Annotated in this window: 23 protein-coding genes and 3 tRNA genes; 13 read left to right on the top strand and 13 right to left on the bottom strand. The window is 73.2% G+C overall.

The features are described from left to right. Window positions 1-30: 30 nt before the first annotated feature. On the top strand, window positions 31-621 hold the full coding sequence (orn, locus tag ACY34I_RS19320) for an oligoribonuclease (protein ID WP_148796081.1): 591 nt from the start codon (window positions 31-33) through the stop codon (window positions 619-621). Window positions 622-711: 90 nt separating this feature from the next. Beyond that, window positions 712-787, top strand: a tRNA-His gene (locus ACY34I_RS19315). Between the two features lie 104 nt (window positions 788-891). On the opposite strand, the gene ACY34I_RS19310 is transcribed toward ACY34I_RS19315, so the two are convergent. Together ACY34I_RS19310 and ACY34I_RS19305 are read right to left on the bottom strand one after the other, a co-directional pair. Continuing rightward, entirely contained in the window at window positions 892-2,199 is a 1,308-nt protein-coding gene (locus ACY34I_RS19310) for a L,D-transpeptidase (protein WP_462756372.1), read from the bottom strand. A gap of 218 nt (window positions 2,200-2,417) precedes the next feature. After that, a complete protein-coding gene (locus ACY34I_RS19305) occupies window positions 2,418-3,683 on the bottom strand; it encodes a L,D-transpeptidase (RefSeq protein ID WP_462756371.1) in 1,266 nt (421 codons plus the stop codon). A gap of 187 nt (window positions 3,684-3,870) precedes the next feature. Between ACY34I_RS19305 and ACY34I_RS19300 the strand changes: the two genes are divergently transcribed. The 6 genes from ACY34I_RS19300 to ACY34I_RS19275 all read left to right on the top strand — a co-directional run bounded on the left by ACY34I_RS19300 (window position 3,871) and on the right by ACY34I_RS19275 (window position 7,319). Further along, window positions 3,871-3,946: transfer RNA gene (locus ACY34I_RS19300), tRNA-Lys, on the top strand. Between the two features lie 97 nt (window positions 3,947-4,043). Further along, the gene (locus ACY34I_RS19295) at window positions 4,044-4,238 is read left to right on the top strand and encodes a hypothetical protein (RefSeq protein ID WP_462756370.1); all 195 of its coding nucleotides are present in this window, start codon (window positions 4,044-4,046) and stop codon (window positions 4,236-4,238) included. Further along, window positions 4,220-5,017: a zinc-binding dehydrogenase gene (locus ACY34I_RS19290; RefSeq protein WP_462756369.1), complete on the top strand. Its 798-nt coding sequence runs from the start codon at window positions 4,220-4,222 to the stop codon at window positions 5,015-5,017. Before ACY34I_RS19295 ends, ACY34I_RS19290 begins: the two co-directional genes overlap by 19 nt. 66 nt (window positions 5,018-5,083) lie before the next feature. Continuing rightward, window positions 5,084-5,156 (top strand) — tRNA-Lys (locus tag ACY34I_RS19285). A gap of 132 nt (window positions 5,157-5,288) precedes the next feature. Then, on the top strand, window positions 5,289-6,512 hold the full coding sequence (locus ACY34I_RS19280) for a discoidin domain-containing protein (protein ID WP_462756368.1): 1,224 nt from the start codon (window positions 5,289-5,291) through the stop codon (window positions 6,510-6,512). A 78-nt stretch (window positions 6,513-6,590) separates the two neighbouring features. Further along, window positions 6,591-7,319: a Clp protease N-terminal domain-containing protein gene (locus tag ACY34I_RS19275; RefSeq protein ID WP_462756367.1), complete on the top strand. Its 729-nt coding sequence runs from the start codon at window positions 6,591-6,593 to the stop codon at window positions 7,317-7,319. An 84-nt stretch (window positions 7,320-7,403) separates the two neighbouring features. Here the strand turns inward: ACY34I_RS19275 and ACY34I_RS19270 are convergent, their stop codons facing one another. From ACY34I_RS19270 to ACY34I_RS19255, 4 genes are all read right to left on the bottom strand, one after another. Then, on the bottom strand, window positions 7,404-7,922 hold the full coding sequence (locus tag ACY34I_RS19270) for a hypothetical protein (protein ID WP_462756366.1): 519 nt from the start codon (window positions 7,920-7,922) through the stop codon (window positions 7,404-7,406). Window positions 7,923-8,048: 126 nt separating this feature from the next. Then, window positions 8,049-8,237 (bottom strand): DNA repair protein, encoded by a 189-nt coding sequence (locus tag ACY34I_RS19265; protein WP_148796055.1) that lies wholly within the window; start codon window positions 8,235-8,237, stop codon window positions 8,049-8,051. A 64-nt stretch (window positions 8,238-8,301) separates the two neighbouring features. Continuing rightward, on the bottom strand, window positions 8,302-9,330 hold the full coding sequence (locus tag ACY34I_RS19260; RefSeq protein WP_462756365.1) for a sensor histidine kinase: 1,029 nt from the start codon (window positions 9,328-9,330) through the stop codon (window positions 8,302-8,304). Continuing rightward, a complete protein-coding gene (locus tag ACY34I_RS19255; protein ID WP_462756364.1) occupies window positions 9,323-10,018 on the bottom strand; it encodes a response regulator transcription factor in 696 nt (231 codons plus the stop codon). The genes ACY34I_RS19260 and ACY34I_RS19255 overlap by 8 nt, the downstream gene beginning before the upstream one ends. Before the next feature lie 135 nt (window positions 10,019-10,153). Between ACY34I_RS19255 and ACY34I_RS19250 the strand changes: the two genes are divergently transcribed. After that, complete coding sequence (locus tag ACY34I_RS19250; RefSeq protein ID WP_462756363.1) at window positions 10,154-10,819, top strand: GNAT family N-acetyltransferase; 666 nt, start codon at window positions 10,154-10,156, stop codon at window positions 10,817-10,819. Window positions 10,820-11,018: 199 nt separating this feature from the next. Here the strand turns inward: ACY34I_RS19250 and ACY34I_RS19245 are convergent, their stop codons facing one another. The 4 genes from ACY34I_RS19245 to ACY34I_RS19230 form a co-directional block, all read right to left on the bottom strand. After that, window positions 11,019-11,726, bottom strand: coding sequence for a TetR family transcriptional regulator (locus ACY34I_RS19245; protein ID WP_148796046.1), 708 nt, complete (start codon window positions 11,724-11,726; stop codon window positions 11,019-11,021). Next, window positions 11,659-12,159, bottom strand: coding sequence for a thiol-disulfide oxidoreductase DCC family protein (locus ACY34I_RS19240; protein ID WP_462756362.1), 501 nt, complete (start codon window positions 12,157-12,159; stop codon window positions 11,659-11,661). Before ACY34I_RS19240 ends, ACY34I_RS19245 begins: the two co-directional genes overlap by 68 nt. After that, complete coding sequence (locus ACY34I_RS19235; protein ID WP_462756361.1) at window positions 12,156-12,677, bottom strand: hypothetical protein; 522 nt, start codon at window positions 12,675-12,677, stop codon at window positions 12,156-12,158. Before ACY34I_RS19235 ends, ACY34I_RS19240 begins: the two co-directional genes overlap by 4 nt. Window positions 12,678-13,323: 646 nt before the next feature. Next, complete coding sequence (locus ACY34I_RS19230) at window positions 13,324-14,775, bottom strand: glycoside hydrolase family 3 N-terminal domain-containing protein (RefSeq protein WP_462756360.1); 1,452 nt, start codon at window positions 14,773-14,775, stop codon at window positions 13,324-13,326. Window positions 14,776-14,897: 122 nt separating this feature from the next. On the opposite strand from ACY34I_RS19230, the gene ACY34I_RS19225 reads away from it, so the two are divergent. Next, entirely contained in the window at window positions 14,898-16,073 is a 1,176-nt protein-coding gene (locus tag ACY34I_RS19225) for an ROK family transcriptional regulator (protein ID WP_462756359.1), read from the top strand. Between the two features lie 111 nt (window positions 16,074-16,184). Here the strand turns inward: ACY34I_RS19225 and ACY34I_RS19220 are convergent, their stop codons facing one another. Together ACY34I_RS19220 and ACY34I_RS19215 are read right to left on the bottom strand one after the other, a co-directional pair. Next, a complete protein-coding gene (locus tag ACY34I_RS19220) occupies window positions 16,185-17,195 on the bottom strand; it encodes an ABC transporter permease subunit (protein ID WP_462756358.1) in 1,011 nt (336 codons plus the stop codon). Next, window positions 17,192-18,211 carry an ABC transporter ATP-binding protein gene (locus tag ACY34I_RS19215; protein WP_462756357.1) on the bottom strand — a complete coding sequence of 340 codons (1,020 nt, stop codon included), beginning with the start codon at window positions 18,209-18,211 and terminating at the stop codon, window positions 17,192-17,194. The genes ACY34I_RS19220 and ACY34I_RS19215 overlap by 4 nt, the downstream gene beginning before the upstream one ends. Window positions 18,212-18,238: 27 nt before the next feature. On the opposite strand from ACY34I_RS19215, the gene ACY34I_RS19210 reads away from it, so the two are divergent. Both ACY34I_RS19210 and ACY34I_RS19205 read left to right on the top strand, forming a co-directional pair. Beyond that, window positions 18,239-19,138, top strand: coding sequence for an ABC transporter ATP-binding protein (locus tag ACY34I_RS19210; RefSeq protein WP_462756356.1), 900 nt, complete (start codon window positions 18,239-18,241; stop codon window positions 19,136-19,138). Window positions 19,139-19,155: 17 nt separating this feature from the next. Next, the gene (locus tag ACY34I_RS19205; RefSeq protein WP_462756355.1) at window positions 19,156-20,055 is read left to right on the top strand and encodes a ribokinase; all 900 of its coding nucleotides are present in this window, start codon (window positions 19,156-19,158) and stop codon (window positions 20,053-20,055) included. 4 nt (window positions 20,056-20,059) lie between these two features. Here ACY34I_RS19205 and ftrA read toward each other — a convergent pair whose 3' ends face one another. Continuing rightward, on the bottom strand, window positions 20,060-21,028 hold the full coding sequence (gene ftrA / locus ACY34I_RS19200) for a transcriptional regulator FtrA (RefSeq protein WP_462756354.1): 969 nt from the start codon (window positions 21,026-21,028) through the stop codon (window positions 20,060-20,062). 71 nt (window positions 21,029-21,099) lie between these two features. Between ftrA and ACY34I_RS19195 the strand changes: the two genes are divergently transcribed. Continuing rightward, the gene (locus tag ACY34I_RS19195) at window positions 21,100-21,552 is read left to right on the top strand and encodes a rhodanese-like domain-containing protein (protein WP_462756353.1); all 453 of its coding nucleotides are present in this window, start codon (window positions 21,100-21,102) and stop codon (window positions 21,550-21,552) included. Window positions 21,553-21,594: the final 42 nt, after the last annotated feature.

Genomic DNA, 21,594 nt, shown 5'->3' with positions numbered 1-21,594 from the left:
GGGCGGGTCGGCGACGCGTAGTCTGGTCCGGTGGCTGATCTTCTCGTCTGGATCGACTGTGAGATGACCGGGTTGGACCTCGGCCGGGACGCGCTGATCGAGGTCGCCGCGCTCGTCACCGACCCCGACCTCAACGTGCTCGGGGAGGGCGTCGACGTGGTCATCCACGCCGACGACGCGGCGCTGGACGGGATGCCGGAGATCGTGCAGACCATGCACGCCAAGTCCGGGCTCACCGAGGCCGCCCGCCGGTCCACGGTCACCCTCGCCGAGGCCGAGGACATGGTGCTCGACTACATCACCAAATACGTCAAGGACTCCGGCGGCGCGCCGCTGTGCGGCAACTCGATCGCCACCGACCGCGGCTTCATCGCCCGGGACATGCCCCGCCTCGACGCGCACCTGCACTACCGGATGATCGACGTCTCCTCGATCAAGGAGCTCTGCCGGCGCTGGTACCCCCGGGTTTACTTCGGTCAACCGCAGAAGGGGCTGGCCCACCGGGCCCTGGCGGACATCCGGGAGAGCATCCGGGAGTTGGAGTACTACCGCCGGACCATCTTCGTCCCGCTGCCCGGCCCGGACGTGGAGAGCGCCAAGGCGATCGCCGCCCAGCTCTGACGCCCCGCCGGAACCCGGTGGACGGGGGCGGCAGGGGTGTGGCTATTATTAGTCCGCGCCCCGCCCGGGTCGACCGGCGCGGAGAGCATGGTGGCTGTAGCTCAGTTGGCAGAGCACCGGGTTGTGGTCCCGGTTGTCGTGGGTTCAATTCCCATCAGTCACCCCAGCAACGAAGCCCCCTCCTGCGGGAGGGGGCTTCGTTCGTCACCGGGTCCGGACGCGCCAGGAGCCCTCTCCGTCGGGAGAGGGCTCCTGGTGGGTACGCCCCGGTCAGGCGGTCGGCGTGGCGCTGGGCTGGTCGCTCGGGCCGGCGCTCGGGCTGGTGTCGTCACCCGGCTGCGCCGGCGGTTCGTACGGCAGGGCGCTGCCCTTCACGTACTCCTCCCAGCTCATGTTCCAGTCGGTCCAGCCGTTGCCGTTCTGGAGCTTGCGCTCGGTGCCCTTCACCGTGATCGGATCGCCGATCCGGGTGTTGGTGAACAGCCAGGCCCCCTCCGCCATCGAGACGTTCACGCAGCCGTGCGAGACGTTGACCTTGCCCTGCACCCCCTCTGACCAGGGCGCGGCGTGGATGAACTCGCCACCCCAGGTGAGCCGCTGGGCGAAGTCGATGTCGGTGCGGTAGCCCTCCTGCGGGCCCAGCTCCTCGCGGGTGTCGAAGACCGTCTTGCGCAGCTTCTCGATCACCACCATGGTGCCGCTGGACGAGGGGGTGGTCTTCTTGCCGAGGCTCACCGGGATCGTGCGGATCACCTTGCCGTCCTTGGTGACCGTCATCCGCTTGGTGCGGTTGTCGACGGTCATGATGAACGACGGGCCGATCTTGATGTCGACGGTCAGGTCGGAGCGGCCGTACCAGCCGTCGCCGAGCGGGAGCCCGCCCGCCTGCACCCGGTACGACACCGTGCTGTTGGCCTGCCAGAACTTCTTCGGCCGGTAGCGCACCTCGGTGGGGCTCACCCAGTGCCAGACGCCCTCCTGGGCCGGCTTCGCGGTGACCGTCATCCGGCGCTGCACGTCGTCCCGGTAGTCCTGCGGGATGGCCCGGCTGAACTTGACGATCAGCGGCATGCCCACGCCGACGGTCTGGTTGTCACCGAGGAAGCTGCTGACCCGGATCTGCTTGGCGGGCTTGGCCATGATGGTGAACTTGCTGGTCGCCGTCGCCGGCTTGCCGTCGTCGCCGGTCGCGGTCACCGTCGCGGTGTACGTCTCGCCGTACTTGAGGGCGCCGGCGGGGAGCCAGCTCTTGCCGTTCTCCGCGAGCGCACCCTCGACCGCCGTGCCGGCGGAGTCCTTCAGCTCGACGGTGCTCTCCTTCGCCTCCTTGGTGGTGAAGGTGATGGCGGTCGAGGCGGCCACGTCCTTGGCATCGGCCGCGGGCTCGGTGATGGTGGCGGCGGCCTTCGGGCCGCTCTCCTCGCCCCCCTGCCAGCTCGACGGCTTGTCGTCCCCACCACCGCCGGTGCAGGCGGAGGTCAGCGCCATCGCGGCGGCGAGCACCGCGGCCGCGAACACGCGCCGCCGCGTGCCGTGCCGGGCGCCGCGCCGGATCAGCTCGTCCTGGCTAGCTCGCATGGTTCCCCCACAGTCGTCATCCCCGGTCCCATCGTCCCCTACAGACGCGCGAGTACCGATACCCGTTGCCGGAAGTGAACCGAAACACGCCGAACGCGATGTAACGATTCGGGAATGTTGCGGCGCTGCCCGAGCGGGGCCCGTCTCTGCCCTGGTCCGGCGCCGCCCGGCGGCCGCCGGCCGTGGCCCGGCAGGTCACCGAGCCACCTCGACCCGGCTCAGAACGTCGGCTCGGCCCCGCCGTCGGGCACCGGCAGGGCGCTGCCCGCCACGAACTGCGACCAGCTCATGCTCCACGCCGTCCAGCCGTTGCCCGGCACCAGCTTCCGCTCGGTGCCCTTGACGGTGATCGGGTCGCCGACCAGGGTCTGGCCGAAGAGCCACCGCCCGTTGGCCATCGAGACGTTCACGCAGCCGTGTGAGACGTTCTGCCGCCCCTGCACCCCCTCCGACCAGGGCGCGGCGTGGATGTACTCGCCGCCCCAGGTCAGCCGCTGGGCAAAGTCGATCTTCGTGACGTACCGGTTCCGCGGATCCGGCTCGTCCCGGGTGTCGAAGACCGTCGACTCCTTCTTCTCCATCACCACCATGGTGCCGCTGGAGGAGGGGGTGCTCTTCTTGCCGAGGCTCACCGGCAGGGTGCGGACCAGCGCGCCGTTCTCGTACACGCTCATCTGCTTGGTCGCGTTGTCGACCTTCATCTCGAAGGCCCGGCCGATCTTCGCGGTCGCGCTCCGGTCGACGTTGCCATATCGGCCGTTGCTCAGCGGGATCCCGGCCAGCGCGAGCCGTACCGTGATCGTGGTGCCCGGCTGCCAGTACTCCGGCGCCCGGTAGTACGCCTGCGTGCCGTTGTCGACCCAGTGCCAGGCGCCCGGCTGCGGCGGGTCGGTCTGGACGAACATCCGCTTCTGCACCGCGGCCCGGTCCTTCTTCGGGATGCCCGGCGAGAACTCGGCCACCACCGGCATCGCCACGCCGTAGGTCTTGCCGCTGAACAGGTACAGCCCCGACCCGATCATCGACTTCGGCTTGGCCATCGTGGTGAAGGTGCTGGTGCCCTGGTGGGTCCGGCCGTCGGTGCCGGTGCCGGTGACCGTGGCGGTGTACCGGGTGGCGTACTTCAGCGGGGCGGAGGGCACCCAGGACGAACCATCGCGCCGCATCCGGCCGGCGACGCTCGTGCCGTTCGCCGCGGTGAGGACGACCTTCGACACCTTGCCGCCGCCGGGGACCGTCGCGCTGATCTCGGTGCTGACCGGGCGCCGGGTCGACCCGTCGGTCGGGCTCACCGGCAGCGGCAGCGGGGCCTCGTTCACGGGTTCGCTCGGCGTACCGCCCGCCGGGATGTCCGCCCCGGCCTGCTGCTGCCCGCCGCTTGCGGCCGCCGGCTTCTTCTGGTCGTCCCCGCACCCGGTCAGTGCCAACGACGCCGTGAGAACCAGGGCGCCCATCATCGCCCCGGCCCGCCCGAACCTGCCCATCCCCACCTCAGCTCTCGCGTGCCTGGCGCACATCGTGCCGTATCAACGCCATGACCTTGGGCCCTTCGGAGCCGCGGATGGCGGTTTTGGGGAGCTTTGTCCCTTAAGCTCGACCGAAGGGGGGAGCCGGGGATCGGATTGGAACCCGGGTCAGGGGCCGTGCTAGTGTTCTCCCCGTTGCCAGCGAGCGCCGCTAGCTCAACTGGCAGAGCAGCGGACTCTTAATCCGCGGGTTCGGGGTTCGAGTCCCTGGCGGCGCACCAGCGATCAAGGCTCTGGTTCGATGTCCTGCATCGGACCGGAGCCTTTTGCGTACCCGGCTCAAAAGTCCGCTCCTCGGCCGGCAACCACAATGAGGGCATGCGAGCCGCCTACATCGAGCGCCCCGGGCCGGCCACGGACATCCGGTACGGCGAACTGCCGCCACCTCGCCCCGGGCCGACCGACGTCCTGGTCGACGCGATCGCCACCACCGTCAACCACGTCGACACCTTCGTCCGCTCGGGAGCGTTCCCCACCCGCTGCCGCTGCCCTTCGTGGTCGGCCGTGACCTGACCGGGCGGGTCGCGGCGGTGGGGCCGGGCGCCGCCGGCTTCTGCGTCGGCGAGCTGGTCTGGTGCAACAGCCTCGGGCACGGGGGCCGGCAGGGCAGCGCCGCCGAGCAGGCCGTGGTGCCGGTCGACCGGCTCTACCGACTGCCCGACGGGGTCGATCCGGCGATCGCGGTGACCATGCTCCACCCGGTCGCCACGGCGTACCTGGCGTTGTTCGTCCACGGCCGGCTCCGGCCCACCGAGACCGTGGTGGTCGCCGGCGGCGCGGGCAGCGTCGGCGCCGCGCTCGTGGCGCTCGCCGCCGACGCCGGTGCCCGCGTCGTGGCCACCGCCTCGGCGACCGATGTCGAGTTCTGCCAGCGCAACGGCGCTGCCGAGGTGTTCGACTACCGGGCCCCCGACCTGGTCGAGCGGCTGAGGGCAGCCTGCCCGGACGGGGTCGACGTGTATCTCGACACCGCCGGGCGGAACGAGTTGGCGTCGACCGTCGACCTGCTCGCCCTGCGCGGGCGGGTGGTGCTGCTCGCCGGAGGCGACAGCCGCCCGGTGCTGCCGGTCGGCGCGCTCTACCGGAACGACCGCACCATCACCGGCTTCGTGATCTCCCACGCCACCACCGCTGAGCTGGCCGAGGCCGCCGGCGCGGTGAACAGCGTGCTGGCCGCCGGGCGGCTCGCTCCGCGCGAGGTCGTGCCGCTGCCGTTGTCGGCGGTCGGCGAGGCGCACCGCATGCTGGAGCAGGGCGAGCTCCGTGGCCGGCGGGCGGTGATCCGCCCGTAGCGGGCGCGGGTGGTCCCGGCCGGCCCCGCCGAGGGGCGTGTTACCGTTTCTCCCCGTTGCCAGCGAGCGCCGCTAGCTCAACTGGCAGAGCAGCGGACTCTTAATCCGCGGGTTCGGGGTTCGAGTCCCTGGCGGCGCACAGCAGTAACACGATCAGGGCCGGTCATGCAGACCGGCCCTGACTTCTTCTGGTGACCCCTACGGCCGGCGCTTGATGCCCGTCCCGCCGGGCAGGAGCCGGAGAAGACGCATTTCACTATATGGTTCCGTCATGCGAGCATCCCGTCCCACTCGTCTTCGCCGCCGGGTGGTCGCACCTCTCGCACTGGTTGCCCTGCTCGTCGCGGGTTGTACGGCCAGCAAGGTGCCGGACGACGCCGAGGTGACCGTCTCCGGGCGGCTGACCCGAGCCGATGGTGCCCCGGCGGCCGGGGTGAGCGTCGTGCTGTACAAGGAGCCGGACGCGGCGGAGGTCGTCGGTGGCGTCCTGGCCACGGTCACCAGTCTTGGCCTGCTGTGCCTCGCTCGCGCCGTGGAAGTGTGCAAGGGCGCCCGGAAGGCGAAGACCGACAGCACCGGCACCTACACGTTCCGGCTCACCGGTCGAGATACCCAGGGCACGTTCGGTACCGCGTCGACAATGGCACTCAGTGCCCAACTCCCCGGCGATACGGCGGGCCGGCCCGCCGTACATGCCCGATTCAAGATCCAACGCACCGAGCTCGCCGTACCCACCCTCGCCTTCTGGGAGCCGGCGGACCTGGCCGTCCGCCCGGACCCCAGCAAGGTCAGCGTGAGGTGGGCCGACCGCCCGGTCCAGCAGGGTCGGAAATCCCCGCAGTACACGGCCACGGCGATCACTGACGACGAAGCCGGCGATGTGGTGTGGGTGGCCGAGGGCGTGCGGCCGGGCGAAGCGTTGGACGCGCGGGCAGTCGGGGACCTTCGCGGCTACCTCTACGTCAGCGCGACCGCTGAGATCGAGGACAACGGCACGAAATACACCACCCGCCAGGACAGCCAGCGGGTCAGGCTCGTCGGGGCTCTCGGACCGCCCCGGTCACGTGACGACGAGTGCGCGGTCGCCGACCAGCGGGGCCAGGCGACACCCCTCGTGCCGTGTTCCCTGACCGACGGCGCCTACGGACAGTCCTATCGCCACCAGGGATGCCAGGAAACGGGTCCCTCCGGCACTCCGCCAACTCCGCCGGCGACCCGATCGGCCAGAGCCTGCCGGTCCAACACGTTTCTCCAGGTCGACCTCGGCGCGCGACGTCCGGTCGCGGCGGTGTTCGCGCATGGCCTGTCCGTGTCGAGCCCGGTCGTGATCGAAACGAGCGACGACGGAACCACCTGGTCGCCGCGGGCGGAGGCCCGCCGGGCGCGCTTCCTCAAAGTCACCCTGCCGGCCGGGACCAACGCCAGATACGTTCGGCTGTCCCAGCAGAGCGGTCAGGAGATAACCGAGCTGAACGAACTCGCGGTGTGGTCGTAGCCCACCGCTGACGCGCCACGACGGCCTCATCGTCAACCAGTGGTTGACGGCCGGCACCCGTCAACCTATGGTTGACGCATGACCGAGCCCTTGAAGATGACCCACCCCGTACGCCTCGACGACCTGATCGAAGGCATCAAGAAGGCGCACACCGACGCGCTGGACCAGCTCGCCGACGCCGTCCTGGTCGCCGACCACCTGGGCGACATCGCCGACCACCTGATCGGTCACTTCGTGGACCAGGCCCGGCGCTCGGGCGCCTCCTGGACGGAGATCGGACGCAGCATGGGGGTCAGCAAGCAGGCCGCCCAGAAGCGGTCCGTGGCGAAGGCCGAGACGGCCGCCGCGCTCGACCCGAACGCCGGGTTCGGCCGCTTCACCTCGCGGGCGCGCAACGTGGTGATGTCCTCGCAGCAGGAGGCCCGCACGGCCGGCAACGCCGAGATCGGCCCCGAGCACCTGGCACTCGGCCTGCTCGCCGAGCCGGACGGGCTGGCGGCCCAGGTGATCGCGGCGCAGGGCGTACCCCTGGAGCGGCTGCGGGAGGTCGTCACCGCGGCCCTGCCGGCGAAGGCCGACCAGGTCCCCGACCTGATCCCCTACGGTGCCCGCGGCAAGAAGGTCCTGGAGCTCACCTTCCGGGAGGCGCTGCGGCTCGGCCACAACTACATCGGCACCGAGCACATCCTGCTCGCCCTGCTCGAGGAGGAGGACGGCGACGGGGTGCTGACGGGCCTCGGGCTGGAGAAGGGTGCCATCGAGACGGCGGTCGCCGCCGCTCTGGCCGAGATCACGCGGCAGCGCTGACCACCGGCGCGGGCATGGGTCGGCGGTCGGCCGGGTGGCGCCGCCGGCCGGGCACGCGACGCGTACCCGGCCGGTCCGGCGACGTCAGCCGGCGGTGGGGAAGCCGTACCGCTCGGCGTGCTCCGGGTCGGCCGGGTCGATCTGGCGGATGCCGGCGTCGGCCAGGCGCTTGTTGACCTCGTCGAGGCGCTCGCGCACCAGCCGCGCCTCCTCCTCGGTGACCCGGCCGCGGTGCGGCTTCCCGGCGTGCTCGATGGTGCCGTAGTCGACCTTCTCCGCGCTCCGCCGAGCCTTCGGCGGCTTGACCCGCTCGGCGGTACGCAGGAGCTGCGCCATGGGCACGTCGGTGGCCATCGCGTCGAACTCGCTGGCGGTCAGCACCACCCGGCGCGGCTCGCCGCCCCCGTGCCTGTCGTGGATCTCCACCACGGCCACGTCCAGCGCCGCGTCGTCGATGCTCTCCACCTCGACCGGGGTGGCGTCCAGCTGCACGGGCCCGGCGACCAGGTCAGGGTGCTCCAGCACGACGACCTTGACCACCTCGTCGTCGGCGCCCAGCACCGTGCCACTGAAGTCGGAGACGTGGATCGTCTTCTTGCCCATGCGCGGAGCTTCTCCTGTCGTAGACCGGGATTTCGGACCACAAGACGCTACCGCACACATGTGCGAAGAGCCCGGGTGGAGCGCCCGGGTGTGTCGTCGCTTTCGCCCCGGTCCGCCAGCGGAGCCTCAGCGGGTGTTGAGGCCGTGCCGGGTCGAGGCGCCGGCCGGCAGCGCGTTCAGCTGGGCCCAGGAGAGCCGCCCACCGCTCCGCGCCTCCCGGTACGCGGGCTGCGCCGGAAACTGCCCGGCCGGCCCGTCCGCCGGCCAGCTGCGCTCAGTGTCCTGCTGGTACCGGTCATTCGGCTGATTCGGCATGACCATTACCGTCCCAAAAAAATTTGTACATGTATGGAAATGGATATGACGCAGCGTCGATGCGTCAGGTTCCCGCCGCCGGGAGCCGGACGATGAATTGGCAGCCGCCGGCGACGTTCTGTACGTCTACCCGCCCGCCGTGCGCGTCAACCAACCCACGGACGATGGCCAGCCCCAGCCCGCCCGTCGCCTCGACAGCGCCGTTGCCCGGGCGCGGGGTGCGCGCCGGTTCGCCCCGGAACGCCACGTCGAACAGGCGGGGCAGGTCCGCCTCGGGGATGCCGCCGCAGGTGTCCGTCACCGCCAGCCACGCGGTGTCGGAGTCGCCGCCGGCATTCACCCGGACGGTGCCGTCGTCCGGGGTGTAGCGGACCGCGTTGAGCAGCAGGTTGCCCACCACCCGGGCCAACTCCGGCTCGCTCGCGGTCACCGTCGGCCACCCCGACTCGGCGGCCACCAGCCGGATCCGCCGGGCGGCGGCCAGCGGCGCGGTGCTGGCCAGGGCGTCCGAGACCACGTCGCCGAGCGGCACCGCGGACAGCGACAGCCGCAGCGCGCCCGCGTTGATCCGGGAGAGCTCGAACAGGTCGTCCACCAGCCGAGTCATCCGGTCGGTCTCCACCCGGATCCGGCGGTGGTACTCGGCCACCGTCTCCGGGTCGCCGACCACCCCGTCCTCCAGCGCCTCGGCCATCGCCCGCAGCCCCGCGAGCGGGGTGCGCAGGTCGTGCGAGACCCAGGCGACCAGGTCCCGGCGGCCCTTCTCGATCCGCCGTTCCCGCTCCCGCGCCTGATCCGCCCACACCGCCGCGGCGGCCAGCCGGCGGCCGAAGAGCCAGCCGACCGCGAGGCTCACCACCGCCGCGGCCGAGACGGTGATCAACACCACCTCCAGGTCGTGCGGGGAGAGGAACATCGCCTCGGCGACCACCGCCACCCCGGCGACCACCGCCCCCACCGTGACGGCCAGCAGCACGACGATGTGCCCGGTGATCGACCGGCCGCGCAGCAGCCGCAGGGCGACCGCGCCGACCAGCCCGACGCCGAGCGCCGCCAGCAGCGCCACCCCGAAGATCAGCGCCAGGTCACGCATCGCCCGGCTCGTACCGGTAGCCGACGCCCCAGACGGTCACGATCCGGCGCGGGTTCGCCGGATCTGCCTCGACCTTCTCCCGCAGCCGTCGCACGTGGACCGTCACTGTGGACTGGTCGCCGAAGCTCCACCCCCACACCCGCTCCAGCAGCTCGGCCCGGCGGAACGCGCGCGCCGGATGCCGCATCAGGTGCACCAGCAGGTCGAACTCCCGCAGCGTCAGGGTCAGCTCCCGGCCGTGCAGCCGGGCCACCCGGGGCCCGGTGTCCACCACCAGGCCGTCGTCGGCCAGCACCTCCGGGGGTACGCCGGCCGGCTCACCGCCGGCCCGGCGCAGCACCGAGCGGACCCGCAGCACCAGCTCCCGGGGGGAGAATGGCTTGCTCAGGTAGTCGTCCGCGCCCAGTTGCAGGCCGAGGATCCGGTCGGCCTCGTCGCCACGCGCGGTCAACATGACGATGGGTACGTCGTCCGGCCGCTCCCGCAGCCGTCGGCACACCTCCAGCCCGTCCAGCACCGGCAGCATCAGGTCGAGCACCACCAGCTGCGGCGGCTGCCGGGCCACCGAGGCGAGCGCGCTCGCCCCGTCCCCGACGTGGCTCACCGCGTAGCCCGCGTGCTCCAGGTACCGGCAGACCACGTCGGCGACCGTCCGATCGTCGTCGACCACGAGCACCCGCTGCGCCACCGCGTACCTCCCGTCGTCGGGCCAGCGTATCGACGGGTCGGGTAGCCGATCTATTGCGAGTTCCTTACGGACGGATCGGCCGGGCGTACCGTGATCACGACAGGGCGCGCGGCCAGGCGAGGAGGTGTGGCCCCGGTGCTGGACCGGCGGTTGTTCCTGCACCTGGCGACCTGGCTGGGGCAGTGGCCGGCCGGCCCCGGGCTGCACGTGGTCCGCTCGCACCGCCGGGCCCGGCCGGCCTGGGACGGGCGGCTGCGGCCAGCCCACGCGGTCGCGTCGCCCGACTGCGCGATCCTCTCGGTGCCACCCGACCGGGTTCCGGCGGTCCGGGCCCTGGTGCCCGCGCGGTCGGTCGAGGAGCTGCTGCCGGCCCTGCCGGCGGCGGTCGGGCTGCCGGAGTTCACCACCCACGCCGGCCGGTTCCGGTGGAGCACCGCCCCGGCGCCGCTGCCCGACGCCGGCGAGTGGATCCCGCCGACCGCGCCCGGTCTGCCGCCCTGGCTGCGGCTCTTCGACCGGGAGGTACTGGTGGTCCGCGACGCCGACGGCCGTTACCTGGCCGGCGCGGGGATCAAGCGGCACGACGCGTACGGGCACGAGCTGGCCGTCGGCACGGTGCCGGGCGCCCGGGGCCGGGGCCTGGCCCGGCGGCTGGTGGCGCAGGCGGCCCGGCGGGTGCTCGACGAGGGAGCGGTGCCCACCTACCTGCACAACTTCGACAACCACGCCTCGGCGCGGGTGGCCGAGGCGGCCGGCTTCCCGGACCGGGGCTGGACCTCGTACGGCGTCTTCCCCCGCTGACCGGTGAGCCCGGAGCGCGGGTGGGCGCGGACCGTGGATCCCGGGCCGGATCCACGGTCCGCAGCCTCTCCTCCCAGGTCCCGTCATGGGTAACGCTAAGTGCCGGCGAGGTACCGGAGCAAGGGGTGATCGGCGGTTCAGTGCTGTCCGGTAGTGGACTTGACCTGCGGGTTTACTCCGGGCCGGCCGCCTCGGCGGGTCAGTGACGCAGCGTGTGGATGAGGGTGAGCACCTGGCGGGTCACCGGACGCAGCACGCGCAGTCGGGACAGCCCGACCAGCCGGTCGACCAGCGGCACGGCGCCGTCGATCAGCTGCCGCGTCTTCAGCTGCCCCGGCGAGCGGTCGTGCACCCAGTAGAGCACCACACCCATGTACGCGAGCCAGAGCAGCTCCGGCAGCGCCGGCCGTAGTTCGGCGTCCACCCGGGCGGTGGAGCCCTCCACCACCTCGCGGAAGAGCGCGATCGACGCCTCCCGAGGCTCCGACGACTCCGCCGAGAACGGGCTGAGTGGCGAGGTCGGCTCCGCCGCCGTCTTGAAGAAGGTGGCGGCGAACGAGTGGTACGGCGTCAGCACGTCCACGCCGGCGTGCAGCACCCCGGCCAGCCGGGCGGCGAAGTCCCGCTCCCGGGCGAGCACCGGCGCGGCCGCCGCCCGGTGCTCGTGCTGGGTGCCCGTGTAGAATTCCTGGATCAGGTGTTCCTTGGAGCCGAAGTAGTAGTAGGCGTTGCCCACCGCCACGCCGGCCTCCTGGGCGATCGCGCGCATGGTGGTGCGGGCGTAGCCCCGCTCCCGGAACAGCCGCATCGCGGTCTCCAGGATCAGCTGCCGGGTCTGCTCACCCCGGGCCGTCGCCCCGGTGGTCGGGCCATCCGCACCGGTCGTCGCCGCAGTCTGCTCGGTCATCGTCGTCACCGTATCCCGGGTCCGGCCAGGGCTGGCGGACCAGTTCGCGTACCGAGGAGGCGGTCGCCACCACCCGCCGGGCCAGCGGCAGCAGGTCGCGGCGGGCCAGCCGGTCCGCCGTCCGGCGATGGTCGGCCAGTGCCCAGAGGCAGGCGAACCAGGCGCCGTCGCCCGCGTACACCGCGCCGGTGTCGGCCACCACGGTCAGGTCCCGCAGGGTCGCGTCGTGGTCCAGCCCGGGGAAACGCCGCCGGGCCTCCGCCGAGCCGGCCGGCACGAACTCCAGGGGTACGAGCTGAGCGCGCGACGCGAGCCACTGCCGGGCGGCCCGGCAGAGTGGGCAGTGCGCGTCGTAGAGGACGGTGAACCAGCGGATCCCACCGGCCCCGTGCCCGGTGGGATCCGCTGGTTGCCCGCTCGGCACGAGCGTCATCGCACCGGAGGCGTCGGGCCGGCCGGTGGCGTGGGCCCGGTGGGCGGCGTCGGGCCGGTCTGGGGCATCGCGGCGGTCTGGGGCATCGGGGTGGCGGGGTTGACCGGCCGGGCGCCGGGCTGCGCCGGCAGGTAGCCCACCGGGGCGAGCGGCGGGTGGGCGGCCGCCTGCTGCTGGCGGAGCCGGCCGCGCCGGTACCGGCCGAGCGCGAAGACGTTGAAGAAGTGCAGCGCGCCGAGGACCAGCAGCACCCAGCCCACCTTCATGGACAGTTCCTCCAGCGCCTGGCTGGTGGTGCCCACCGCGTCGGCCTCCTTCATCGCCACCGTCACGTAGCCGAGGTTGAGCAGGTAGAAGCCGACCACCAGCAGGCTGTTGACCGCGTCCGCCAGCCGCTTGTCAGCGAAGACGTCCTCCAGGAAGACCAGCCCGTTGCGGGACAGCGCCCGGGCCACCCACACGGTCAGACCGATGCTGACCGCGAGGTAGGCCAGGTACATCCAGACCTTCACGTCCATCTCGTCGCCCTTCTTGAACGCGTTCAAATTGAGGTCGCGCTCAGCGTACGACAGGATTTGAACGCGTTCAAGAGAGGGTTACGCCGGGGCGCGGCCGCGCGGACGGGTCGCCGGCCGCGCCGGAGCGGGCGGCCGGCGAAGCGGAACCGATCCGTCAGCGGGTTCCTGTCGCGGTGCTACGAACTTGATGACGTGAACGCATCGGCCGACGGAGGTTGCCCTCGTCGGGCCCTGTCGAGCTGATGGCGTGAACGACTCGGCCACGGCGACCGGGCTGAATCGTTCACGCCATCAGGTCTGTAGGGGCCGAGCAGGGACCCGACCGGCGGCCGGCGTGCTCGCCCTCGGGCTGCTGGTGGCCGGGGTGGCGCGTCGCCCCACGAACGCTCATCGGGCTGGCGCCCGCGAACCGCGGAGGCGGCGGCCACGTCACGTGGGTCGCCCGACACGACGACGCTCGATCCCGGCTACGCCGACGCGGCGCCGGGCGGGGGCGACGTCGCGGTTGCGGCGGCAGCCGGCCCGTCTGGTCGGGCCTGGTGGTGCTCACGGACCGAGCAGAGGGCCCGATCCGCGCTCGGCGGCGACCGTGCGGTGGGGCGGCTCAGCCGGCCAGGCCGAGCCCCCACCGCTGCGGTGCGGCGGCTCAGCCGATCAGCCCGAGCACCTCGGCGGCCGCCCGACCGTTGGCGTGGCTGGCGCCGTAGGTGGTGACGAAAGCGCGGGCGCCGGCGGGGCGCCAGGCCCCCGGCCAGCCCATCTCCACCACGGTCACCGGGTGCGCGGCGGCCAGCGCCTCGACCAGTTCCCGCGCTCCGGGCAGTCGGTGCAGGTGGCGGCCGACCAGCACGATGGGCCGGTCTCCGGCCTGCCGGCGCAGCTCCTCTGGGTCGGTCTCGCCCGCGACGGCGCGGACCTCCTCGGCCCGGGCGAGGTGCGGCCCGAGGCCCCACGGCACCCGCCCTTCGGCGATGGTGGAGGTGGCGTGCACCTGCACCACCAGCGGCGCGGCCAGGCCGGTGACGTCGCCCTCGACGCGTACCGCGCGCAGGGCGGCGGCGTAGCCGAGGCCGTCCGGGCCGGGGGTCGGCGTGCCGGCGGCGCCGGTCCAGGCGGCCAGTTCGGCGGCCCGACCGGCCGCCTCCTCGACCCGGGCCCGGTCCAGCCGGCCGTCGCCGAGCGCGCCGACGATCTCCTCGACCACCCGTTCCACCAGGTCGGCGTCCACCTTCGCGCCGATGCAGAGCAGGTCCGCCCCGGCGGCCAGGGCGCGTACGGCGGCCGGACCGACCCCGCCGGCGGCCAGCGCGGCCCCCTTCATCTCCAGCGCGTCGGTGATCACCGTGCCGGTGAAGCCGTACTCGTGGCGCAGGAGGTCGACCAGGACCGCCCGGCTGAAGGTGGCCGGACCGTCGCCGGTCAGCGCCGGCACCCGGATGTGCGCGGTCATGATGGCGCGTACTCCGGCGTCGACCACGGCGGCGAACGGCGGCAGGTCCCGCTCGCGCAGCACCGCCGGGGGCACGTCGACGGTGGGCAGTTCGTAGTGCGAGTCGGCGACGGTCGCGCCGTGGCCGGGGAAGTGCTTGGCGCAGGCGGCGACCCCGACGGACTGCAGGCCGGCCACCGCCGCCGCCGAGTGGGCGGCCACCCGGACCGGGTCGGCGCCGAACGAGCGGGTGCCGATCACCGGGTTCTCGTCGGCGGTGTTCACGTCGACGGTCGGCGCCAGGTCGAGGGTGATGCCGAGCGCGGCCAGTTCGGCGCCGATCGCCGCGTACACCTGCCGGGTCAGCGTCGCGTCGTCGACCGCGCCGAGCGCTGCGTTGCCTGGGTACGGGCTGCCGGTGGCGTGGGCCAGCCGGGTGACGTCGCCGCCCTCCTCGTCGATCGCGATGATCGCGTCCGGGCGGCCGGCCCGCAGTTCGACGGTGGTCGCCGCCACCTGGGCCGGGTCGTGGATGTTGGTGCCGAAGAGGGTGTGTCCGGCGAGTCCCTCGGCGAGCAGGTCCACCGCCCAGTCGGGCGGGACCGGGCCGGGGTACGCGGCCAGCAACGTGCCCAGCGCCAGCCGGCGAAGTCCTGGATCCAGGCCCACGAGTCTCCCCTTTCCCTGCCGGGTCGTCCGACGACTCCGGATCGGGGTGGCCGATACGCTAGCGGACACCCTCGGCAGGACTTTTGTGGTTAGCAAACTTTACTGAAAATAGAGGACCTGGCATGAGTGCGACCCGGCTGCCCGGCACCCCCCGCCTGTTGCGGGCGCTCAACGACCGCGCGGCGCTGGAACTGCTCCTCGAACGCGGGCCGCTCACCCGGGCCCGGCTCGGCGAGCTGACCGGGCTCTCCAAGGTGACCGCCTCCCAGCTCGTGGAGCGGCTGGAGGAGCGCGGTCTGGTCACCCGGGTCGGCGAGCAGGCCGGCGGGCGGGGCCCGAACGCCCAGCTCTACGCGGTCCGCCCAGGCAGCGCGTACGTGGTGGGCGTCGACGTCGACGCCGAGCGCGTGGTGGCGGCGTGCGCCGACATCACCGGCGCGGTGATCGGCCGGGTCGAGCAGTCGACGAAGGACACCGACGACCCGGTGGGTGTGGTGCACAACGCGGTGGTCGAGGCGGCGAGCAGCGCCGGCGCGGAGCTGTCGAGCGTACGGCGGGTCGTGCTCGGCACCCCCGGCCTGGTGGACCCGGGCACCGGCGACATCACCTTCGCGTTCAACCTGCCGCGCTGGCACCGTGGCCTGCTCGCCGCGCTCCGCGAGGACCTGCACACCCCGGTGGTCTTCGAGAACGACGTCAACCTGGCCGCCGTCGCCGAGGCCCAGTCCGGCGCGGCACAGGGCGTCTCGGACTTCGTCCTGGTCTGGGTGGGCGCGGGCGTCGGCCTGGCGATCATGCTCGGTGGCCGGCTGCACCACGGCAGCAGCGGCGCGGCCGGCGAGATCGGCTACCTGCCGGTGCCCGGCGTACCCATTCCGCGGGACGTCTCCAAGCGGGCCAAGCCGGCGTTCCAGCAGCTCGCGGGCGCGGACGCGGTCCGCGCGGTGGCCGCCGAGCACGGCTTCGCCGCCGCCTGTGCGGCCGACGCGGTACGCGCCGCCATCGCCGCCGGCACGACCGGCGGACCGATGCTGGACGAGCTGGCCCGCCGGCTCGCGCTCGGGGTGGCCAGCACCTGCGTGGTGCTCGACCCGCCGCTGGTGGTGCTCGCCGGCGACGTGGGCCAGGCGGGTGGGGCGGCGCTGGCCGAGCGGGTGCAGCACGAGGTCGCCGCGATCACCCTGGTCCGGCCGCGGGTGGTCGCCACCGGGCTCACCGAGGAGCCGATCCTGCGCGGCGCGCTGCGCACCGCGCTGGACGCGGTGCGCGACGAGGTGTTCGGCTCGACGGTCGGCTGACCGTCCGCTCGTCGTCGCCCACCCCGCCATGTGAAGGAATTCTTCACCAGCTGGCGAGCCTCTGCAAGGAGTTGCCGGTGCGGCCCCACCGCCGGGGCCGCACCGGCCGACTCAGATCAGGTCCCGGCGGCGGAACGCGGCGAACGCGGCCCCGACCAGCACCACCGCCAACCCGAGCAGCACCGCCAGCCCGGGCCGCCAGGTCAGCGTGTACAAGCCCTCGCAGAAGCCGGCGGTGTCACCCTGGCAGGCGTGGTTGTCCCAGAACTCGACCTCACCGCTGAGCCAGGCGCCCAGGTAGCTCGAGAGCATCCACCGGTCCGGCCGGGCCGCGTCGAGGATCTGCAGCACCAGCCGCGCGCCCAGCTCCCACACCACCACGTACGCGGCCACCGTGCCGAGCGCTGCGGCGGTGTGCCGGCCCAGCGTCGCGATGGCGAAGCCGATCGCCGCGGCGATCAGCACCAGCACCATCCCCCGCCCGTGCTGGGCACCCAGCGACGCCCAGAACGATCCGTTCACCAGGCCGGGATGCCCGACCGTCTGGCCGATCAGCCAGAACACCGTCAGGTACGCCGCCGAGGCCACCGCGGAGAACACCAGCAGCCCGCCGAGCAGCGTGCCGAGCTTGGCGCCGAGCACCGCCCACCGGCGCGGCCGCCACAACAGCAGGTTGACCACGCCGCCCGAGTTCAGGTCGGCGCCGATGTAGGAGGCCCCGACCAGGAAGCCGAACAGCACCAGGAACGCGACCAGGAAGTAGAGCAGCGGCTTCGCTTCGGTGGCGAAGACGAACACCCCGGTGAGGTAGTCCGCCGTGGTCGGCAGCTTCTCCATCCGCGCCGGGTCCACCTCGGCGCAGTCCTTGGGCACGTAGTCGTGCTCCTCTGGTTGCACCGTCCCGGCCTTGATGGCCAGGCACCGGTCGTGCGTCGCCTCCAGCTGCGCGATCTGCTCCGCGGCCTGCGTCCGGGCCCGGCTCAGCTCCTCCGTCGAGGGCTTGTGTGAGCCGGCCAGCGTGGTCGCGGCGGTCACCGCGAAGGCGACCAGCAGCAGCACCACCATCAGTTGCACGAAGCGGCGGGCGGTCAGCCGCTCCAGCTCGGCACGGACCAGGTTCACGCGTCCACCTCCTGGTTCTCGCGCGCGTCGAGATCGATCACCACGTCGTCCGGGTGGGCGGGTGGGCGTACCGACCCGTCCACCTGCCGGGGCACCGCCGGGTGCGGGGTGGTCCCGGTCAGCTCCAGGAAGACGCTCTCCAGATCGGGGCGGAGCGGGATCAGCTCGCGCACCCAGAGACCCTGCTCGCCCAGCGTGCGGGTGATCAGCTCCGGCTCGTCCACCCCGGCCACCACCAGGTGCTCCGGGTGGACGGTGACCGCCATGCCGGCCTCGGCGAGCAGCTCCACGGCCCGCTCCGGCTCGGCCACCCGGACCTGCCACTCGTGCTGGTCGAAGCCGGCCAGCACCTCGTCCACCCGCCCGTACGCCACGCGCCGGCCCCGGCTGATGATCGTCACGTGGTCGCAGATCAGCTGGATCTCGGCCAGGATGTGGCTGGACAGCAGCACGGTCACCCCGGACGCGGCGAGGGAGCGCATCAGGTCCCGCATCTCCCGGATGCCGGCCGGATCCAGCCCGTTGGCCGGCTCGTCGAGGATCAGCAGCTCCGGGTTCTTGAGCAGCGCCGACGCGACCGCCAGCCGCTGCTTCATGCCCAGCGAGTAGCCCTTGACCCGCTCCTCGCTCCGGTCCCGCAGGCCGACCTGCTCCAGCACCTCGTCCACCCGGCTGGTGGGCACGCCCCCGGCCACGGCGAGCAGCCGCAGCGTGCGCCGGGCGGTGAAGTTGCCGAAGAACTGCGGGCTCTCCACGATCGCGCCGACCCGCCCGGACACCTCCGGCAGCCGCTCCGGGGAACTCGCCCCGAGCACGCTCATCCGGCCGCCGTCGGCGCGGACCAGCCCGAGCAGGGCGCGGAGCGTGGTGGTCTTGCCCGAGCCGTTCGGCCCGAGGAAGCCGTGGATCTGCCCCGACTCGACCAGCAGGTCGAAGCCGTCGACGGCGACCCGGCGCCCCTGGCGCAGCGAGTGGAACGCCTTGTGGAGACCGGCGATCTCGAGAACCGCGGTCATCCCCGCGGCTCCTGGAAGGTGTCGGGCATGAACCATCCTCCGGGTGTGGTGACCAACGACACGGTGCCCCACCCTATGGCGGCGACCCCGCCCGTGGGGGGCACCTCGCGGGCCGCGTGGTTGGATGGACCGGTGACTGATGACCTGGATCTGGTGGTCAGCCTCGACGGGGTCGGTGTCAAGCGCTCCGGCAACGCGCTGCTGCACGACGTCGACTGGCGGGTCGAGCTGGACGAACGCTGGGTGGTGCTCGGCCCGAACGGCGCCGGCAAGAGCACCCTGCTCAACCTGGCCGCCGGCCGGCTGCACCCGACCACCGGCGCCGTGCACGTCCTCGGCGAGCGGATCGGCCGCACCGACGTCAACGAGCTGCGTACCCGGATCGGCCTCTCCACCGCCACCCTGGCCGAGCGGATCCCCGCCGACGAGCGGGTCGCCGACGTCGTGGTCACCGCGGCCTGGTCGGTGGTGGGCCGCTGGCGGGAGAGCTACGACCGCACCGACGAGATCCGCGCCCAGGCGTTGCTGCGCCAGCTCGGCGTCGCCCACCTCGCCGAGCGGGCGTACGGCACGCTGTCGGAGGGGGAGCGCAAGCGGGTGCAGATCGCCCGCGCCCTGATGACCGACCCGGAGCTGCTGCTCTTCGACGAGCCGGCCGCCGGGCTCGACCTGGGCGGGCGCGAGGACCTGGTCGCCCGGCTCGCCGAGCTGGCGTACGACCCGGACGCCCCGGCCCTGGTGCTGGTGACCCACCACGTCGAGGAGATCCCGCCCGGCTTCACCCACGCCCTGCTGCTGCGCGAGGGCGGGGTGGTGGCCCAGGGCCTGCTCGCCGACACGCTCACCGCCGACAACCTGTCGAAGACCTTCGGCCTGCCGCTGGTCGTGCAGCGCGTCGGCGATCGGTGGACCGCCCGCGCCGCCTGAGCGGAGGAGGGAGCAGCGTGCCGCAGACCCGGGTCGCCGTGGTGGGCAGCGCCAACATGGATCTGGTCGGCACCGCCGCCGCGCTGCCCCGCCCCGGCGAGACCGTGCTCGGCAGCGACTTCGTGATGCTGCCCGGCGGCAAGGGCGCCAACCAGGCGATCGCCGCGGTGCGCGCGGGCGCGTCCTGCGTCTTCCTCGGCGCGATCGGCTCGGACGCCTTCGGGGTCACCCTCAAGGCCCGGATCACCGCGGCCGGCGTCGACACCGGCCAGCTCCGGGTGGTGTACGGGGCCTCCGGCGTCGCCCTGGTCATGGTGGGCGGGGCGGGGGAGAACGCCATCCTGGTCACCCCCGGCGCCAACGGCGCCTTCACCGGCCTCACCGAGGGCGAGCTGGACGCCGTACGCGCGGCGGACGTGCTGGTCGCGCAGCTGGAGGTGCCGGTCGAAACGGTGACCGAGGCGGCGGTCGCGGCCCGGGCGGCCAGCACCCGGGTCGTGCTCAACGCGGCGCCAGCCCGGCCGCTGCCGGCGGAGCTGCTCGCCGCGGTGGACCTGCTGGTGGTCAACGAGCCCGAGGCGTACGCCCTCACCGGGCGAGGCCGGGACGAGCCGGACGCGCTGCTCGAACTGGTGCCCCGGGCGGTGCTGACCCTCGGCGCCGACGGCGCCTGGTACGGCGACCGGGACGGCGCGTCGGTGCACGTCCCCGCGGTGAAGGTCGACGTGGTGGACTCGACCGCCGCCGGGGACGCCTTCACCGCCGCCCTCGCCGTGGGCTGGGGCGAGGGCCGAAACCTGCTCGACGCGGTGCACTGGGCAGCCGCGGCCGGGGCGGCCTGCGCACGCCGGCTCGGCGCGTGGGTGGCGCTGCCCCGCCGGGTGGAGATCGACGAGCTGTACTCCCCGCCCGCCTGACCGGCTACGCCGCGCCGGCCCGGAACGCCCGCCGGTACGCCGACGGCGACGTGCGCATCGCCCGGCCGAAGTGGTGCCGGTAGGTGACCGGACTGTCGAAACCCACCGCCGTGGCGATCTCCGCCACCGGCGCGTCGGTCGTCTCCAGCAGGGGCAGGCTGGCCCGAACCCGCTGGTCGATCAGCCAGCGGATCGGGCTGACACCGGTGGCCCGGGCGAAGTGCCGCAGGTAGCTGCGGGTCGACATGTGCGCCTGCCGGGCCAGCGCCGCCACGGTCAGCGGCTCGGCCAGGTGGCGGACCGCCCAGGCCATGCTGGCGGCGATCCGGTCGTCGTCCGGGTCGACGCTCACCGGCGCCTCGATGAACTGGGCCTGGCCGCCGTCGCGGTGCGGCGGGATCACCAGCCGGCGGGCCACCGCGTTGGCGACCGCCGCGCCGAAGTCGCGGCGGACGACGTGCACGCAGAGGTCCAGCCCGGCGGCGCTGCCCGCGCTGGTGAGGATGTCGCCGTCGTCTAGGTAGAGCACGTCCGGGTCGACGGTGACCGCCGGGTGACGGCGGGCCAGCAGATCCGCGTAGCGCCAGTGGGTGGTGGCCCGCCGACCGTCGAGCAGACCCGCGCCGGCCAGGGCGAACGCGCCGGAACAGATCGACATGAGCCGGGCGCCCCGGCGGTGCGCCCGGCGCAGCGCGGCCACCAGCTCCGGCGACGGGTCGGCAGTGACGTCCGGCACCCCAGGCACGATCACCGTGCCGGCCCCGGCGAGGGCCGCCAGCCCGTACGGGGTGTGCAGGGCGGCGCCGCCGACGACCGGCACCGGCCCGGGACGTTCCGCGCAGACGATGAGCTGATACCAGTCGACCTCCAGCTCGGGCCGGGGCAGCCCGAAGACCTCGGTCACGATGCCGGTCTCGAAGACCGACATCCCTGGGTACGCGAGCACCGCCACGGTCCGGTCGACGGGAGCCATGGCGGGATGTTAGCGGAGAACGGCGATCACGCCACTCCCGCCGCTGCCCGCCCAGGCCGCAGGATCACCGCATGACGTTCTCCGTACCGCCGGCCGACCCGGCGACCGCCGCCGCCCACTTCCTCGCCCGGCTCAGCTTCGAGACCGACGTCAGCGACGTGCACGCGGCGCTGGAGGCGGGCACGCCCGGCCTGGTGGTGGTCGACTCGCGGGGCGCCGCGGCCTGGCGGCAGGGCCACCTGCCGGGTGCCGTGCACCTGCCCACCGCCGAGACAGCCGCCCGGGCCGCCGAGCTGGTGCCGGCCGGGTCGACGGTCGTGACGTACTGCTGGGGGCCGGGCTGCAACGGGGCCACCCGATCGGCGCTGGAGTTCGCCCGGCTCGGCTGGCCGGTGAAGGAGATGATCGGCGGCTTCGAGTACTGGGCGCGGGAAGGTCTGCCGGTTGTCACCCCGGAGGGGACCGTCCGCCGCCGGGTGGACGAGCTGACCGCGCCCCGCGCCGCCGCCGTCTGCGACTGCTGACGCCAGCAGGTGCCCCGGCCTCGTCCGGTCGGCTCCAGCGGG

Source organism: Micromonospora sp. RTBAU3-60 (genome assembly GCF_054963695.1).
The sequence above is the reverse complement of the archived record's forward strand: the minus strand, read 5'-3'. Positions and strand labels throughout refer to the sequence as shown.

Bases quoted from the DNA above. Each gene is read 5' to 3' on its own strand.
- ACY34I_RS19310 (WP_462756372.1), bottom strand. From the start codon at position 2,199: ATGCGAGCTAGCCAGGACGAGCTGATCCGGCGCGGCGCCCGGCACGGC.
- ACY34I_RS19305 (WP_462756371.1), bottom strand. From the start codon at position 3,683: ATGGGCAGGTTCGGGCGGGCCGGGGCGATGATGGGCGCCCTGGTTCTC.
- ACY34I_RS19295 (WP_462756370.1), top strand. From the start codon at position 4,044: ATGCGAGCCGCCTACATCGAGCGCCCCGGGCCGGCCACGGACATCCGG.
- ACY34I_RS19280 (WP_462756368.1), top strand. From the start codon at position 5,289: ATGCGAGCATCCCGTCCCACTCGTCTTCGCCGCCGGGTGGTCGCACCT.
- ACY34I_RS19275 (WP_462756367.1), top strand. From the start codon at position 6,591: ATGACCGAGCCCTTGAAGATGACCCACCCCGTACGCCTCGACGACCTG.
- ACY34I_RS19270 (WP_462756366.1), bottom strand. From the start codon at position 7,922: ATGGGCAAGAAGACGATCCACGTCTCCGACTTCAGTGGCACGGTGCTG.
- ACY34I_RS19265 (WP_148796055.1), bottom strand. From the start codon at position 8,237: ATGCCGAATCAGCCGAATGACCGGTACCAGCAGGACACTGAGCGCAGC.
- ACY34I_RS19260 (WP_462756365.1), bottom strand. From the start codon at position 9,330: ATGCGTGACCTGGCGCTGATCTTCGGGGTGGCGCTGCTGGCGGCGCTC.
- ACY34I_RS19245 (WP_148796046.1), bottom strand. From the start codon at position 11,726: ATGACCGAGCAGACTGCGGCGACGACCGGTGCGGATGGCCCGACCACC.
- ACY34I_RS19240 (WP_462756362.1), bottom strand. From the start codon at position 12,159: ATGACGCTCGTGCCGAGCGGGCAACCAGCGGATCCCACCGGGCACGGG.
- ACY34I_RS19235 (WP_462756361.1), bottom strand. From the start codon at position 12,677: ATGGACGTGAAGGTCTGGATGTACCTGGCCTACCTCGCGGTCAGCATC.
- ACY34I_RS19225 (WP_462756359.1), top strand. From the start codon at position 14,898: ATGAGTGCGACCCGGCTGCCCGGCACCCCCCGCCTGTTGCGGGCGCTC.
- ACY34I_RS19215 (WP_462756357.1), bottom strand. From the start codon at position 18,211: ATGACCGCGGTTCTCGAGATCGCCGGTCTCCACAAGGCGTTCCACTCG.
- ACY34I_RS19210 (WP_462756356.1), top strand. From the start codon at position 18,239: ATGAACCATCCTCCGGGTGTGGTGACCAACGACACGGTGCCCCACCCT.
- ftrA (WP_462756354.1), bottom strand. From the start codon at position 21,028: ATGGCTCCCGTCGACCGGACCGTGGCGGTGCTCGCGTACCCAGGGATG.
- ACY34I_RS19195 (WP_462756353.1), top strand. From the start codon at position 21,100: ATGACGTTCTCCGTACCGCCGGCCGACCCGGCGACCGCCGCCGCCCAC.